The organism is Candidatus Steffania adelgidicola (genome assembly GCF_020541225.1).
In the GTDB taxonomy this organism is placed as follows: domain Bacteria; phylum Pseudomonadota; class Gammaproteobacteria; order Enterobacterales; family Enterobacteriaceae; genus Steffania; species Steffania adelgidicola.
In genome coordinates, this window is sequence record NZ_CP045889.1 from 295,608 (window position 1) to 312,995 (window position 17,388).

Genomic DNA, 17,388 nt, shown 5'->3' on the forward strand with positions numbered 1-17,388 from the left:
GCTATCGCCCCATGTAGTTATTTATCAGTAATAGTGGATAATGTTACTGAACCCTTATCCCTAGCTAAATAGCTACGGCTGTATTCTAAAGAATACAGCGGGGTATTAAAGATAGAAAATCATTTAGGGTTTTTAGGCTAGTTAAAATTACCAAGGCTACTTTGATTTACGTAGGAGTTTTTTATACAGTATTATTGGCGTTTATTAATAACCCAAGTGCGTTTTTTAATGAAAGAGATGATACGTCACATCTATAAAATTTTTAGAAAGCAGTCCGAAAATTTTCTATATTTTCTTTGTATGCTTACAAAAGAAAATGAGATATTTTGGCGTTGTTTTGTTTTTTACAACGCTAGAGTAATATGTGTCTCCCAATTGTAGCTTCTCTAAATTAAAAGCCCCAATCTTAGCAATCCTTTTCCAGCATGCTTCCTGGTTTCGATCAGATAGTGTAGTTCACACTCATCATGTTATTAGCTCTAATGTGGCAAACTCCCTAGTAAGGTAATCATCAGAACGATATGGAACGTTTTTAAGAGAAAGAATTATTAAAATGAAGAATATACGAAATTTTTCTATTATAGCCCATATTGATCATGGTAAATCGACGTTATCCGATCGCCTGATACAGTTCTGTGGTGGTTTAAGTGAGCGTAAAATGGCGGCTCAGGTTTTGGATTCTATGGATCTAGAGCGTGAGCGAGGTATCACGATTAAAGCACAAAGCGTAACGATAGCCTATCAGGCGCCAGATGGTCTGATTTATCAGTTGAATTTTATCGATACGCCTGGTCACGTAGATTTTTCCTACGAAGTCTCCCGTTCATTAGCAGCTTGTGAAGGTGCGTTACTTGTAGTTGATGCAGGACAAGGTGTAGAGGCCCAAACACTAGCTACTTGCCATACTGCGATGGAAATGAATGTGAAAGTGGTACCTGTGCTTAACAAAATTGACCTTTCCACTGCTCAGCCAGATCGTGTCGCGCAAGAAATTGAAGATATTATTGGCATTGACTCAATCGACATGGTGCGCTGTTCAGCAAAAACTGGAATAGGCGTATCAGATGTACTGGAGCGGATTGTACGGGATATACCTCCCCCAGAGGGTGATCCTTCTGCTCCATTACAAGCGCTGATTATTGATTCCTGGTTTAATAATTATTTAGGTGTGGTATCGCTAGTTCGTATAAAAAACGGTACCCTTCGAAAAGGTGACAAAATTAAAGTCATGAGCACAGGTCAAGTCTACAATGCTGAAAGGCTCGGAGTCTTTACTCCGCAACATATTGACCGCGTAGTACTGAATTGCGGTGAGGTCGGCTCAGTTGTCTGCGCTATCAAAGAGATTCATGGCGCCCCTGTAGGGGATACCCTGACACTTGCACGTCAGCCTGTGAATAAAGCACTACCAGGTTTTAAAAAAACAAGACCGCAGGTCTATGCTGGGCTGTTCTCAGTAAGCGTGGACGACTATGAGACATTTCGCAGCGCCCTTAGCAAGCTTAGCTTAAACGATGCCTCCCTGTTTTATGAGCCTGAAAGTTCAACCGCGTTAGGTTTTGGTTTTCGCTGCGGTTTTCTCGGTCTACTGCATATGGAAATTATCCAGGAGCGGTTGGAACGTGAATACGGTCTTAATCTCATCACCACTGCTCCTACAGTAATTTACGAAGTGTTAACGGTTGATAATAAAACATTATATGTGGATAGTCCGTCTAAGTTGCCACCATTGTATAGTATCAACGCGCTACGCGAGCCTATTGCTGAATGCCATATATTGCTACCGAAAACTTATGTAGGCAATGTGATTAGTTTATGTATCGAAAAGCGAGGCATACAGGTGAATATGATTTATCATGGTAATCAGGTGGCGTTAACTTATGACATTCCTATGGCGGAAATGGTGCTGGATTTCTTTGATCGGCTAAAATCAATCTCACGTGGTTATGCATCTTTAGATTATGGTTTTAAGTGTTTTAAAAACTCGGATATGGTACGGGTTGATTTGTTCATTAATGGCGTAGAGATAGATGCACTAACGTTAATTACTTATCGAGATAATGCATTGTCTCGGGGACGGGAGTTAGTTGATAAACTTCAAGAGTTGATCCCGCGACAGCAATTTGATATCGCTATTCAAGCAGCTATCGAGAATCATATTGTGGCCAGGTCCACTGTGAAGCAGCTACGAAAAAATGTTTTAGCAAAGTGCTATGGTGGGGATATCAGCCGTAAGAAAAAACTTCTTCAAAAGCAAAAAGAAGGCAAAAAGCGAATGAAGCTAGTGGGTAATGTTGAGTTACCACAGGAAGCGTTCTTGGCAATTCTGCATATGCATAAAGATAGCAAATTAGTTTAAGGAGATAAAATGGCTAATATGTTCGCTTCGATTTTGGAAGTTGTGACACTCATCACAGGAATCCTTTGGTTCTTGGAACGTTTCAAACTTCTAGCCGCTTCCTGCCTCCAGAAACACCCTGCTGTAATAAGAAAACTGACTGGTGATAATACCCATGTAAAAAATAGTAATAAAATAAAATGGTTACAAATGTTCTCGTCAATTTTTCCAGTAGTGTTATTAGTATTTCTTATCCGTTCATTTATTGTGGAGCCATTTCAAATTCCATCAGGGTCTATGATGCCGACACTTTTAGTAAAGGATTTTATCCTGGTGGAAAAGTTTGCTTATGGTATAAAAGATCCGATCACACAGACAACACTGATTGAAACGGGCCATCCTAAACGCGGCGATGTAGTGGTTTTTAAATATCCACCAGATCCTAGGTTGAACTATATTAAAAGGGTTGTGGGTTTACCGGGTGACCGAGTTAGTTATGATCTTGTCAACAAACAAATTACAGTACAGCCTAGCTGCGTGAGTGGTCAGGATTGCAATACGGTGTTACCAGTTACTTATGGCGAATACAGCTTGAGCGATTTTATACAGACTTTTAATGCGACTGGTAGTAGCTTTCAGCAGGTGCCGTTTGACAGAGTAGTTAAGAGCGGTATTCGATTAGCTGAGCGTAAAGAGTCTTTAGATGGTGTGGTGCATAATATTTTGATTATACCAGGACAGCAGGATCCATTCAAAATTTATTACCAGCAGTTGGGTAGCTTTCTATCAGAATGGGAGGTGCCGCCAGGAGAATATTTTATGATGGGTGATAATCGAGATAATAGCGCCGATAGCCGTTATTGGGGTTTCGTTCCGGAAAGGAACCTGGTAGGAAAAGCTATAGCGATCTGGATAAGCTTTGATCAGCAGGAAGGTAAATGGCCGACTGGTGTGCGATTCAAGCGTATTGGAAGTATTCATTAATTCTTTTTTTAGCTCAGCATTATTTCGCGTATCGATGTAGAATACTTCTTAAGTAATAAAGACTGCCTCTCTTTACGGGGGGATACTATAAATAAAACAGTTTTAGATAAGGCGTGTTAAACCGAAGCCTGCTTTCTTTACTGGTTTTTTTAACGCATGCTTGAATTATTGGTATCGCATGAATTCTATTTTATTAAATAGGCTCCAGAAGAAACTGGGCTACACCTTTCAACGACAAGAGCTTTTATTACAGGCGTTAACGCATCGTAGCGCTAATAGAAAACATAATGAGCGGTTGGAGTTTTTAGGTGATTCTATACTAAGTTATGTCATTGCTACTGTACTTTATAAGCGGTTCCCTCACATTGATGAGGGTGATATGAGCCGTATGCGAGCTGCACTTGTTCGCGGAAATACCCTGGCGCAAATGGCAAGGGAGTTTGAGCTTGGCGAATGTTTGTATTTAGGACCGGGAGAGTTAAAAAGCGGTGGTTTTTTTCGTGAATCAATTTTAGCAGATACCTTAGAAGCCTTAATCGGTGGTATTTTTTTAGATAGAGATATTCAATTTGTCGAAAAATTAATCCTTGAGTGGTACCGTATACGCCTAAATGAAATTAGGCCGGGGGATAAACAAAAAGATCCCAAGACTCGGCTACAAGAACATCTACAGGGTCGTCATTTTCCACTCCCTATCTACTTAGTCGTGCAAGTTTGCGGCGAGGCGCATGATCAGGCATTTACTATACATTGTCAGGTTAGTGGACTACCGTTGCCTATAGTGGGCAATGGTTTAAGCCGTCGGAAAGCCGAGCAGGCTGCAGCAGAACAAGCACTTAAACTGCTGGAGTTGGAATGATTGAAAAAACGACTTATTGTGGGTTTGTAGCGATTATAGGTCGGCCCAATGTTGGTAAATCAACACTGTTAAATCAATTATTAGGCCAGAAGATCTCTATTACCTCACATAAACCACAAACTACTCGTCATCGTATTATGGGAATTTGCACCGAGGATCCTTATCAGGCTATTTATGTGGATACGCCAGGTCTGCATATTAAACAGAAGTGGGCGATTAACCGTTTGATGAATCGTACCGCCCGTAGTTCTCTTTGCGAAGTAGATATGGTGATTTTCGTGGTAGAAGGCACTCACTGGACACGAGATGATGCAATGGTAGTTAACAAACTTCTGAATCTTAACTGCCTTGTCGTAATGGCAATAAATAAAGTGGACAAAATTACTGAAAAGGAGAAATTATTGCCTCATATAAAATTTCTTAATCAGCAGATGAATTTTCATCAGATTATACCAATCTGTGCTAAGAATGGGATGAATGTTAATGGCTTAGTTAGCATCGTGCGTAAGGCTTTGCCAAAAGCAAAGTATCGTTTTCCTAAAGAGCAAATTACTGATCGCTCGCATCGATTTATAGGATCTGAAATTATCCGTGAAAAGTTAATACGTTTTCTAGGCGATGAGCTTCCTTATGCTGTCACGGTAAAAATTGAGCGTTTACATGTTAACGAGCGCGGTGGCTATCAGATTCAAGGGTTTATTTTTGTGGAGCGTTTTAGCCAAAAAAAAATAGTTATCGGTAATAAAGGTAGTAAAATTAAAATAATTGGTATCAATGCCCGACAAGATATGGAGGAAATATTTAAGACGCGGGTACATCTTGAATTATGGGTAAAAGTGAAAACAGGCTGGGTCGACGATGAATCTGTTCTTCGAAGTTTTGGGTATCTTGATGATTTTTAAAAAATCGATATATGCCTGTCATCTCCGATGGGGGATGTAATTTAATAGTCTAGATAAGTAGTACACATGAATTGATTTTTTCATCATCTAACAAAGTATATGGATATGACTTAAGCTTTTAATATTGTATCTACAAGGATAAGTTCTGTTAGAGAATATTCTGTACGTCCATTCTTTCTCGAGTATTCCTTTTATTTTTAAAGTATTTTTTTTACTAATAATCTACTTTGATTCGTCTCTGAATATCAGGGGGGTATATTTATTTTTTTCTTTGACCTACAGGTTTTCATAGTCTAAAAAATGCTATGTACATGACTAATCTCGCCGATTTTTAGCCTATTATTCTACTATTTTTGATTCTTATTATATAAGAGCTACACTCTTAGTACTCTATAGTGTAGTAATCTATGATTCAATCAAGATTAAATCAGATTCAAGGATTCAGATATAACTCCTATCAAATAGCGAGGGGAGAAGGACTCTTTTTATAAAAACATTAGGTTTTCTAACGGGTGATGATTTTCGTCTAGAAACGATTAAGAATATAGAAAAGTGAGTCACTGATAATAGAGTTATTTATATGACGTATAGAGTATATTTCACATGCAATATCATAGCTATAGATGAAGTTAACCAGAATAGCATCAAGAGTCAGGAGACTGGATAAGTGGTTTTTTATATAATGATTTATAGATAAATAACTAATTATAAATAAGATAATTAGTGCTATAGCTAGTGGAATTATTGGGCTAAAGATGAGATTCGAGATTATTAGAAATCAATTATGTCTCTTAGAGAAAGAGATCAATTAAAAACATTCTTGAAAACCCTGAAATAATGATGAAAAACCTAAATTTTTAGTGAAGTTATCATGATTAACCAGATATTAATCTAGGATTAATATCTAGTTAAGTACTTACTTATCTATATATTTGCTAGATATTAGAAATAATCAGAAAAGAAAAATAAAAATATTTATTGAGAGATATATGTTTTTTATTTTAAATACTAACTGTTACATAAAAGTACTGAGCTATCTTTGACTTGATCGTGTATCTCTTATGACAGCTTGTTCTATGACCAAGTTAAGGAAAGACAATCTAGGTGATGGGTGCCTCCGTTAAATAAAAGCTGGAGCACTTTAAATTACTCTCTCTGAGTAAGGAGTGGGGTATATTGAATATTTTCTTTACTGTAGTGGTAGTTAGGTGCTGGTAAAAAATACTATTCTTTTGCTTTAAAATCGTTTTAGCGAGTGTGCGTTGAAAGTTATAATGGTATATTAACATATTAATATGAATGTGTTACTTGTTATGAGGGTGCATTCATATAGTGAAAAAGCTTTATGTAGGCGGAACGCAATCAAGAGCTTCAAGTTTCTCTCACCCATTTTTGCGATTAGGAATTAATTAAGAGATTTAGATTAATGCTCGCATTATGCGATGTGATAAATCTAAATATGAAGAGGATCATCAATAAATTTCAGAAGTCTTTACCTCCGCAAGAGTTTACTCTTTATAGATTTTACCTATAAAAAGTTAGGGGGAGGACAATGTTTGAATTGCTTTTAGGTGTAAATATTGATCATATAGCAACGCTACGCAATGCACGTGGAACAACCTGGCCAGATCCTGTTCAGGCAGCTTTTATTGCCGAGCAAGGGGGAGAATAGTATTACTAGGCACGTACGCGAAGATCGCAGACATATTACCGATCGCAATATCTATTTGCTGCGCAAGACGATTCAAACTCGAATGAATTTAGAAATAGCTGTCACAGAAAAGATGATCAATATGGCTTGGAACTTATTACTGAATTTTTGCTGTCTGGTGCCTGAATAACGCCAGGAAATTACTACTGAAGGTGGGTTGGATGTTGTGAGTCAGCATGACAAGATACGTCAAGCGGTAACCCGGTTGAGTAATAGCGGTATTCAGGTTTCGTTATTTATTGATGCAAATGAGCATCAAATTTCAGCGGCGGCGGATATAGGGGTGCCTTATGTGGAAAGGCATACAGGTGCTTATGCTGGCGAAGAAGATGAGGTATCTCGTTTAGCTCAGTTATCCAGTATTAGTGATGGTGCTTAATATGCCGAGACGTTAGGACTTAAGGTCAATGTTGGTCATGGTTTTGATTGTTACAATGTGAAACCGGTAGCTGCGTTATTGTATATCCAGGAGGTGAACATTGGTCATGCCATTATCAGTCGTGCTATAGTTGATGGTTTGGGAAAAGCGGTAAAAGATATGAAATGCATATTGTATAAAGCTCGTTCTTGATGCCGATTGTCGGCATCGGTACTGATATCGTCGAGATTAAACGCATAGAATCAGTCGTCTCTAGTAGAGGTGATCGGTTTGCTCGTCGGATCCTCACTCCTCATGAGTGGCGTCAGTATAAACAACACCATCATCCAGTTCGATTTCTCGCTAAACGGTTTGCCGTAAAAGAGGCGGCGTCTAAAGGGCTTGCTACGGGTATTCGTAACGGACTAACTTTTGCACAGTTTGAGGTTGACAATGATCTATTAGGTAAGCCTTCGCTTCGCTTGTTTTCCCAGGCGGCGTTGCTAGCTACCAAGTTAAACATTACCGGTATATACGTCACATTGGCTGATGAGCGGCACTATGCCTGCGCTACAGTAATTTTTGAACGATCGTGCATAAATCATTGTACAGTATCATCGATCTGTAACAATACGAAGTTCTTTTAGCAATAAATAGTGTGATATTATATTTTAAAAAATAGATTTATATGAAGTGAATTTAATGCAGATATTACTTTTCAAAAAATAATCGAATTATTTAAAATATTGAGAGCGTAATTTTATATGTATTTTTAGTAAATTATAATATGCGTTACCACATAACGAACTCATGGAATATATTATTCAATATTTTTGCGTCGTATTTCTTTCAGTGCTCTTATTAGAAAGAGAAAAATAGTTTCAATAGCATATCTTTATGCTTATAAAGTCGGTTAATTATGCTTTTTATCAAGTATCCTAAATCAGATTTTTTATCCGTATTGTTTTCTAAACCTTTGCATCTTTCGTGTAAAAGAGAGTCTCGAATTCCTAAACTGTAGTTATATATCTTACGCGGATAGAGTTTATGCTTTTACTTCACTGAAGCAATTGCCATGATATATATCAATAGATACTATAGGTTCTATCATGCCAAAATCATTAATTTTAGGTAATGATAGTGAAAATTATTTAGAATTGAATTCTTCAGCAATCAGGTACAAGAACATTACTATTTATAGTAATGTGAGTTAATATTATTTAACTTATTCGTTTTTATTTTATATAAATGATTGTTTAGTACGCTGATGTTTTTTGTTCCTGAGTGCATCAGAAGAGAATCTATAGCTCTTCTGCCCCCTTTAATATTTAAACTACCTAGAAGGAGAGTTTAGCTATTTTATAGTGATTAGAAAGGGAGAGTATGTATGTGTTGCTTAGTGCAAAAAGATCCTCCTGAGATCTTATCTCAGGACTCTTAGATTTTATGGTTTTTTGTTTTTTTTCTAATGTCAGAGACATTAAGTTCGGTTGGATAACCATTGTAGTTGAGCGATAGTGATATCGCATTCCATTAGCACTATTGTATCTTTTCCTTTTTTATCCAGGCAATTAATAGATATTGTCTAAATAGCAAATATTTTAATAGAAATCAAAACATTCTGACATTAATAGCCTATATCAATTTAATTCATACACATTTCCAGAGAAAACACATTGTTCGTACAGTTTGTTATGCTTCAAGTTTACAACAATTAATCATAAGATTGATTCAACGGTGCATGATTTACATCAATAAAAAACATTTAGCTCATCACTAAGAAATCTTTTTTGAAATCGGAAGAAAATTTTTTCTATGTATTTAAACTCACTGAGTTCATACCGAAGAAGATTATTTATCGGATTCATATCTAATGAGAGTGTTTTTATGATAACGTTTTGTTTTCTATCTGGTGAACTCGATCCTTACTGAGTATTTCAGATAAAAATAGCTATTCATTATAGATCTTCATAGAGTGACTATAGACCCTGGGGTTACTATCATTTATAATTGTTATGTACTCGGCCCCTTAGCTCAGTGGTTAGAGCAGGCGACTCATAATTGCTTGGTCGCTGGTTCAAATCCAGCAGGGGCCACTAAATTCAATTTTAACATTAGTATATTGTTGGAATATTATTCAGGTATCACTTTAGGTAATCTCTTAGCAGTAATTGCTTCAAAAAAGTTAGTTAGTTAATCATGTAACAGCGTGTTTTAGAGATAGAAATATGGTTTAGAGAAGTCACTACGATCTAGCCATCAGGCGAGAGCCTGATGGCTTTCTTTAAAATTATCCTGTGTTAATAGTAACCATGTAATTCTCGTGAGAATTACAGGCATATTTTATCGTTTTAGTTTTAGCCATGTTTCTTCGAGATCTTTTTAATTAGCATTTTTGTTATTGCCTAATAAATATATATGTGTTTTTATATTTTCAGTGAGTGATTGTATTTTGAAGAGCTGCTTATTATTGTTTCATTCAGGAGATAGGATAAGGAATGCTTTTTAAGCCACCAAAAAATCTTTTACTATAGTAAACAGAATTGCAAAATCACAAGATTATTAATCTATATATAAAGACGAAGTAGTACTGACGTTAATTAAAATATGATAGCGCTATCTTTTTTACCATGAAATACAACATCTTATAAATTTTATATTTCATGGTTGTACGAATGACAAAGGTGTATAGGTAATATACAATCTTTTGTGATCAACTATTACTCAAAAAATTCTAATGAAAGTCAGAATCTTACTAGAAGTGAGAAGTCAAGACTTTATAAATCATCATGTTACCCTTGATTGGGTATTTTCAGAGAAATATATATAATATAGTATTGTATAGGGATTACTACACAGCGATAACTCATATAGCAGAGTGACTTCAAGTGTTCTAAAAAGAATGAGAAAAATAATATTCAATTAACTATCATTCATGTTAGTGCTATAGGATGTAGTCCTAATCTAAATTAGTATTGATTTCTATTTTTTACATCAAGGCGAGAAGAAAAATGAATTGTTTGGCAACGTCAAAAGAGATTTTTATGATCTCATGTGGTGGGATAAAAAGTAAATTTCTACACTCTACAATATCGTAATTCTATAAAAGAGATATAACTTGAAGTTTAAATGTACGAATTTACAACCATGAATAAAAAAGTTGTTGTTGTCTTGATGGTGTTTTCTTTGTACTCCAACATGGCTGGAGCTGAGGAGTTGGGTGCTGTTGATACAGTATTTAAATTGTTCGGACCGAATCATCAAATCGTGGTGGAAGCATTTGGCGATCCTGATATATCAAATGTAATCTGTTACCTTAGTCGTGCTAAAACTGGTGGAATTAAAGGTGGTCTAGGCCTTGCAGAAGACACTGCTGATGCGGCAATTTCTTGTCAGCAGGTGGGGAAGGTTGTTTTAGGTAACAAGATGAAAAATGTTTATCAGCATGGCTGTGTAATCTTTCAAAAACGGACTTCACTCATTTTTAAACGTCTTAAGGTTATCCGTTTTTATGATGCTAAACGTAATACATTAGTATATCTAGCTTATTCAGATCGAGTGGTAGAAGGTTCGCCAAAAAATGCGTTAAGTGCCGTATCTATTGTGCCTTGGCCTTAATGATTCCAGCTCTTCAGCCTTGTGTGTAAAAGTAAAGCGGTTTATGTATAACAGGTTTGGATACCTAAGAAAAGCGATTCTTTGTGCAATAGAAGAGGCGGCATCGAGTTGACTGTACAATATTTGACAGAATGGGTGATAATTATTGGGATAGTGAAAACTATTTTTATATTTCATAAAACATATCGGAAGTAGAAGGCTTCTTTAAAAAAGCAAGACGCGTTCCATAATGCTGCATTAATAATATATATTTAATCGTTAAATGTTTCCGTTTGTTATTGCCTTAAGATAATTCTGTCGTTTTTTTATGATTTTTCAATACTCATGCGGAAATTTAGATTCTAATCGTAGGTTAAAAATCTTATTAAACTAAGAGAGTTACCTTAACAACCCTTTTATAAATTCTGTTAAACTTGCCATTCCAGATTACATATAATATACATTATATGTATTTCATAAATACAAGATAAATTCTTATAATTTTGTTCTTGTTAAGGTTATCATTCCTATAATGTAGTATTATTTTATAATCCGGTATGCTTATCTATCTGGTATTAGTCTATATAGTGTAATCTCGCTTCCTTATCAACCTTTCTTCAAAGGTATGTCTAATTTAAATATAAACAATACAGGTGAAGTGTGATCGCAAATACTTTACTAAAATGTACATGATGACTTTCTAGCATATCTTTTGTATTCCTACTGTATATCTCAAGTATTTATATTAAAATACAGCTGATAAAATATATACCCCCTCACTGGTATATATGCCATGGGTTGTTAAGATGCGATGGATAAGGATGAAAAATATGTAGTTAAACGGCGAAAGCCGTGTTAGGTCATTGTATTGTCAATACAGATAAAACCTATAGAATTATTCACTCTATGCTGACTATAGAGATGACATCCTAAAATTTATTGGAAGGTACTTTACAGAGCACTAAGACCGATAATTGTGCTTACGTATTATAACAGATTGATTAACATGGTTTAGTTATTGTATATTTTATGCTGATTTCTCATGTTCTTTCTTAAAAAAAGAGTAAGAAAACCTTGGTAAAGACTATTTCTTAGTAGAGTAAAAATCCATAGTTGTTATAAACCACAAGCATGTTTATTACATAAACAACATTATCTACAAAAAATGATAGCAGATATGACTTTAATCTTTAATACCTCCGATTTTAGTACGTATAAATACTGAGTTTAGAGATGTTCTAATGCTGTATTAACATAGATGTGAAATTTGTAACTTTTTAAGAAATTAAGGTTTCATCTTATAAATAATTTTGCCTTAAACGGAAAAAAATTATTAAAATTTTTAGATCCATTGATTTTTGAAGTAGGTGTTTAGTCATAAATTAAACAAAATTATGTGAGTATATATGATCAGAAGATCCAAAAAAATCAAGGATAGAATCTATATATAAAGATATAGATTCTATCACCTATCTGAAATAGGTGTTGGACCTTCCAATACATAAGTAAATATTTCATCTGATACCTAATATCTAGATTAGGTATGGTACCATAGCATTATGCTCTACTGATAAAGATAATGGTAATAAGATTTTTGAAAAGTTAAATTGTTTGTAGGTCTATCTTCAAATGAAGATATATCACAGTTTTTATTCCTAATTACAAAGGACTTTAGAATTTTGTCTACACGGTTGTACTCGTTTTTGTACTACCCATTATCTATTGTTGCTTCAGCGTTGATTATTTCTTCTGGAAAACCTAGCTTAGGAAAGTATTTTCCTATCGCTGCTTAAAACCGTATAAGCTTAATGAAAATTTGATATTTTATAATAATCTCAATATTCAATAAAATATTATTAATGGTGGGTATCAGGTAAATTGTTTTTTTGTGTATTCACGTTCTTTAAAGTCAACGGGAAGTAAATAGTTCGAAGCGAAAGCACAAAAATATCGTTAAGAGATAAAGAACTATCTTCACGATGTAATTAAAATTAAGCTCCGGTCGTATATGTTTCTCATTAACCATCTCGCGTTATATCGTAATGCTCATGATTGATGGCATGTATGGGTGAGATTGAACTTGTTATAATAATAAATTATTATTACAGTCTGTGGAATTTTTTCTAGATCATTCCATCTAAATTCTTTAAAAGAATGCTATATCATCTTTAACTAAAGTATTGTTAAGAATTTCCTGGAGTATTATTGATTAGATAGATGTAATTTGTTAATTGTGCGGGCGGATAATAAAACAGAACATCTTAATTTCCGCGGCTATGAATTCATTATTTTTACGGCACTAGCTCAGTTGAGCTTGATTAATTTTAGCGCATACCTTGTCACCTAAATAGGCATGAGATTCTAATAGTCAGGAATGTTTCATCAGGCACGTTAATATTTAATCACAATCAGTTGAAATTTTATGGATTAATTACAATATTGATGATTAGTAATGCAAATTTAAATTCGCATACCCCGATGATACAACAGTATCTAAAATTAAAGGCACAGCACCCGGATATCCTACTGTTTTATCGGATGGGAGACTTTTACGAGCTATTTTATCATGATGCTAAACGTGCTTCACAGTTGCTAGATATCTCTCTCACCCAACGGGGTGTCTCCGCAGGAGAGCCAGTTCCTATGGCTGGAATACCCTATCATGCAGTGGAAGGTTATCTGGCTAAGTTAGTAGCAGTTGGTGAGTCTGTCGCTATCTGCGAACAGATAGGTGATCCTACCGTTGGTAAAGTTCTTTTAGAACGTGCCGTGGTTCGCATCGTTACACCAGGTACTCTAAGTGACGAAGCATTACTAAATGAATATCAGGATAATTTATTAGCTGCACTTTATCAGGCAAAAAAGGGTTTTGGTTATGCTACACTAGATATTAGCTCAGGCCGATTTCTGGTATCGGAGCTAATAGATTGCGAGGCTATGGCTGCAGAACTACAACGTACTAATCCGGTGGAGTTGCTATATCCCGAAACGTTACAGGATATAGCCTTAATTGAGCACCGCAGCGGCTTGCGACGCCGTCCGATATGGGAGTTTGAAATTGACACTGCCCGTCAGCAACTTAATATGCAGTTTGGAACCCATGATTTAACTGGTTTTGGGATTGAAAGTGCACATCTGGCTTTACGTGCAGCTGGGTGTCTACTTCAATATGCCAAGGATACCCAGCGTAGTGCTTTACCACATATTCGGGCTGTTGTCCTAGAGCGTCAGGAGGATAGCATAGTGATAGATGCTGCAACCCGGAAGAATCTGGAATTGACGAAAAATCTTGGTGGCGGGATCGAAAATACGCTTTCGGAGGTTCTTGACAAAACGGCTACCCCTATGGGTAGCCGTATGTTAAAGCGTTGGATTCACATGCCAATCCGGAATATTACTACTCTTCTCCACCGTCAGGAAAGTATCCGTGCATTACAGGATCAGGTGTTGGATCTACAGCCATTGCTTTCTCAAATATGCGATTTAGAAAGAATTCTGGCGAGGTTAGCATTGCGTTCGGCGCGTCCGCGAGATCTAGTTCGGATGCGGTATGCATTTTCACAGTTACCGGCTATTCAGACTTTGCTAAGAGGAACGTCGAGTGCATATTTGCGGTCATTACTAGACCGAATTGGTGAATTTGACCTACTATATAATTTATTGCAGCGAGCTATTGTTGAATCCCCACCGGTTCTAGTGCGAGATGGCGGGGTTATTGCGCCAGGGTATCACACCGAATTAGATGAGTGGCGTGCCTTGGCGGTGGGGGCTAGCAATTATCTTGAGCGTCTCGAGCTTACAGAGAGAGAAAAAACTGGATTAGAAACACTGAAAGTCGGTTTTAATCCTGTGCGTGGATATTTTATTCAACTAAGTCGTAGCCAAAGTCATCTTGCTCCACTTCATTATATGCGTCATCAAATCCTAAAACACTCTGAGCGCTATACCATTCCCGAATTAAAAGAATATGAAGAGAAACTTCTAATCTCAAAAAATAAGGCGTTAGTGCTGGAGAAAACGCTATATAATGAGTTGTTTGACGTGATTTTACCTTATCTAGACTCGCTACAGGACAGTGCTATCGCACTAGCAGAACTAGATGTTTTATGTAATTTAACTGAGCGAGCTGAAACACTGCAATATATTTGTCCGATGATCGATGTTCAGCCGGGTATCTATATTACTGCTGGGCGCCATCCTGTCGTAGAACGGGTATTAGAAAAACCATTTATTGCCAATTCTTTAATCTTGTCTAATACACGGCGTATGTTAATTATTACCGGTCCGAATATGGGGGGTAAGAGCACTTATATGCGCCAAACTGCGCTGATTGTGCTATTAGCATATATCGGCAGTTTTGTTCCAGCTGATCAGGCTATCATAGGACCGGTAGATCGTATTTTCACGCGCATTGGTGCCGCAGATGATCTGGCATCTGGCCGGTCCACATTTATGGTAGAAATGACAGAAACCGCTAATATTTTACATCATGCCTCTTCTCAGAGCTTAGTCTTAATAGATGAAATCGGTCGGGGTACCTCAACTTACGATGGATTATCTTTAGCCTGGGCTTGCGCAGAAAATCTAGCTAGTTATCATAAAACTATGACTCTTTTTGCAACGCACTATTTTGAACTGACTACTTTATCTGAGAAAATAGAGGGGGTAGCAAACGTGCATTTTGATGCAGTAGAACATAGTGACACTATCGTATTTATGCATAGTGTTCTAGAGGGTAAAGCTACTAAGAGTTACGGCTTATCAGTCGCAGCAAAAGCGGGGATACCGCGTGAAGTGATTGAGCGAGCGCGGCAGAAACTTAGGCAATTAGAAACACGGATCAATGATCTAGCCATAGTCAGCGTAAACAATTTTCACATACAACAGGAGGAACAGAAGAGAGCATTAATAGTCGAGGAATTAGAGCATGTAGATCCTAATGGTTTATCGCCCTATCAGGCTTTAGAATGTTTATATCGGTTAAAGAAAATGTTATGATCTACAGGTGGTTCCAAGAAGATTCAGTCTTGTATAGCTACTGTATTGTTGGACTCGATTGATATTGTTGTTGCTAGAATCTAATATAGATGGTTAAGCGATAATTCTTAAGGTTTTTCTATGGATACTACAGATCTTCTATTTATCGCTATTCGTTCGAATAGATTATTCAGCAACGCGCCTCCCAGATTTATATTTTGATCTTGCTTATGTAAAAATGAAGGAACGGTGCGTACATACACCTTTATCTCTTTAAATATATAAATGATCAGTTAATTCTACGAGAATAGTTAATTATATTTGATATTATCAAGAAAGCATCTGGTGTCTAAGACCAATTACGCCAGTCCTCAGTTATTAGGGCTAATAAGCGTATGTTTTTATAGCAGTTATAAATACAGCTAATAACCTAACGTTGAAATCCTCTAACCTATTATTTCTGAGGCAGATAATAAAGTGGATTTACAGATTTTCCTTTATAACGAATTTCAAAATGAAGTCTGGTTGTATTGGTTCCAGTCTTACCCATGGTGGCAATTTTTTGCCCTGCCTTTACTTCTTTTGGTTGTTTTCGAACTAACAGGGTATCGTTATGGGCATATGCGCTCAAGTAATTATTATTGTGTTTAATAATAATTAGATTACCATATCCTTGTAATGCATTGCCTGCATACACCACTCTGCCGCTAGCAGTTGCCACAATTGGCTGTCCTTGAAAACCCGAGATATCAACCCCTTTATTACCGCCTTCTTCAGGAGAAAAATTATCAATAATTTTTCCCCGGGTTGGCCAATGCCAATTTATAAGGCCTTTTCTACATGACGTGGCTGCTGCTCTTTTCTTAAGAACCATTTTACCGATAGGTACTTTTTCATTATGCGAGGTAGTCAATATTTTCTTTTTATGCTTTTTTATGTCACTTCGATAGTTAAGGTTTTTTTTATTGTTTAGTTGTGTGCTTTCAGTAAAAATGGGTGCTCGAAGGATATTAATCTTATGATTCCTACATGCTACGATGTGTTTGTCAAGTGGTGTATTTTTTTCCACATGAAGTGTCTGGCCTATATGTAGATAAAAAGGTTTTAGAATGTTATTTTTTTTCGCCAGATCTCGATAATTTTGTCCAGTACGCCAGGCGATATAAAACAAGGTATCACCATGCTTTACCTGATAAGTATTGTTAGAATAAGAGCCTTTGTAAATGTTATAATAATTCCCATTATAAATACGTTTTCTTTTCTGTGAAATATACGACACGTGGCTCTTTTTTTCTATCTTGATTATGGCATGAGGATCATGTGGTTGTGCTAAGCGATTGACAACAATTGAATGGCGAGTACAGCGGTGATTGTTCTTGCTATTGGCGATGAATGTTCTGGATTTATTATTGGTACACCCCATTATACATATACCAGAGATAATATAAATCGAAACGCGAAGCCACGCGCCTTTTCGACTTTTCATGATTATGTCTCCTCACTGGCAGGCAACCCAGCTATTATTCCAAATAGAACAGATATTATCTGTTCTATATTTTTTTTGAAATCATTTTCAATCTAAGTGACTGGAATCCTTTTATTTACTTTTAAAGTAATAATGACATGATGTTAACAGCTAGGTAAAATCTACAGTTATCTTTA

The 17,388-nt window shown here is 36.2% G+C and carries 8 protein-coding genes, 1 tRNA gene and 1 pseudogene; 9 read left to right on the forward strand and 1 reads right to left on the reverse strand.

Annotation, left to right across the window (positions count from 1 at the left end; all coding sequences use genetic code 11):
• Positions 1-553: 553 nt before the first annotated feature.
• The 9 genes and pseudogenes from lepA to mutS all read left to right on the forward strand — a co-directional run bounded on the left by lepA (position 554) and on the right by mutS (position 15,747).
• On the forward strand, positions 554-2,359 hold the full coding sequence (gene lepA / locus GFK82_RS00775) for a translation elongation factor 4 (protein ID WP_226811035.1): 1,806 nt from the start codon (positions 554-556) through the stop codon (positions 2,357-2,359).
• 9 nt (positions 2,360-2,368) lie between these two features.
• On the forward strand, positions 2,369-3,322 hold the full coding sequence (lepB, locus tag GFK82_RS00780) for a signal peptidase I (RefSeq protein ID WP_226811036.1): 954 nt from the start codon (positions 2,369-2,371) through the stop codon (positions 3,320-3,322).
• Between the two features lie 178 nt (positions 3,323-3,500).
• Positions 3,501-4,181, forward strand: a complete 681-nt coding sequence (gene rnc / locus GFK82_RS00785) for a ribonuclease III (protein ID WP_226811037.1) — start codon at positions 3,501-3,503, stop codon at positions 4,179-4,181.
• A complete protein-coding gene (era, locus tag GFK82_RS00790; protein ID WP_226811038.1) occupies positions 4,178-5,083 on the forward strand; it encodes a GTPase Era in 906 nt (301 codons plus the stop codon). Before rnc ends, era begins: the two co-directional genes overlap by 4 nt.
• A gap of 1,552 nt (positions 5,084-6,635) precedes the next feature.
• Positions 6,636-7,365 (forward strand): annotated as a pseudogene (pdxJ, locus tag GFK82_RS00795) (pyridoxine 5'-phosphate synthase).
• Positions 7,365-7,799: a holo-ACP synthase gene (acpS, locus tag GFK82_RS00800; RefSeq protein WP_226811039.1), complete on the forward strand. Its 435-nt coding sequence runs from the start codon at positions 7,365-7,367 to the stop codon at positions 7,797-7,799. The pseudogene pdxJ and the gene acpS overlap by 1 nt, the downstream one beginning before the upstream one ends.
• Positions 7,800-9,175: 1,376 nt before the next feature.
• Positions 9,176-9,248 (forward strand) — tRNA-Ile (locus GFK82_RS00805).
• 1,051 nt (positions 9,249-10,299) lie between these two features.
• On the forward strand, positions 10,300-10,770 hold the full coding sequence (gene creA, locus GFK82_RS00810) for a protein CreA (protein WP_226811040.1): 471 nt from the start codon (positions 10,300-10,302) through the stop codon (positions 10,768-10,770).
• A gap of 2,421 nt (positions 10,771-13,191) precedes the next feature.
• Positions 13,192-15,747 carry a DNA mismatch repair protein MutS gene (gene mutS / locus GFK82_RS00815; protein WP_226811041.1) on the forward strand — a complete coding sequence of 852 codons (2,556 nt, stop codon included), beginning with the start codon at positions 13,192-13,194 and terminating at the stop codon, positions 15,745-15,747.
• A gap of 433 nt (positions 15,748-16,180) precedes the next feature.
• Here mutS and nlpD read toward each other — a convergent pair whose 3' ends face one another.
• Positions 16,181-17,212: a murein hydrolase activator NlpD gene (gene nlpD, locus GFK82_RS00820; RefSeq protein WP_226811042.1), complete on the reverse strand. Its 1,032-nt coding sequence runs from the start codon at positions 17,210-17,212 to the stop codon at positions 16,181-16,183.
• Positions 17,213-17,388: the final 176 nt, after the last annotated feature.

Bases quoted from the DNA above. Each gene is read 5' to 3' on its own strand.
- lepB (WP_226811036.1), top strand. From the start codon at position 2,369: ATGGCTAATATGTTCGCTTCGATTTTGGAAGTTGTGACACTCATCACA.
- lepA (WP_226811035.1), top strand. From the start codon at position 554: ATGAAGAATATACGAAATTTTTCTATTATAGCCCATATTGATCATGGT.
- acpS (WP_226811039.1), top strand. From the start codon at position 7,365: ATGCCGATTGTCGGCATCGGTACTGATATCGTCGAGATTAAACGCATA.
- nlpD (WP_226811042.1), bottom strand. From the start codon at position 17,212: ATGAAAAGTCGAAAAGGCGCGTGGCTTCGCGTTTCGATTTATATTATC.
- mutS (WP_226811041.1), top strand. From the start codon at position 13,192: ATGATTAGTAATGCAAATTTAAATTCGCATACCCCGATGATACAACAG.
- era (WP_226811038.1), top strand. From the start codon at position 4,178: ATGATTGAAAAAACGACTTATTGTGGGTTTGTAGCGATTATAGGTCGG.
- rnc (WP_226811037.1), top strand. From the start codon at position 3,501: ATGAATTCTATTTTATTAAATAGGCTCCAGAAGAAACTGGGCTACACC.
- creA (WP_226811040.1), top strand. From the start codon at position 10,300: ATGAATAAAAAAGTTGTTGTTGTCTTGATGGTGTTTTCTTTGTACTCC.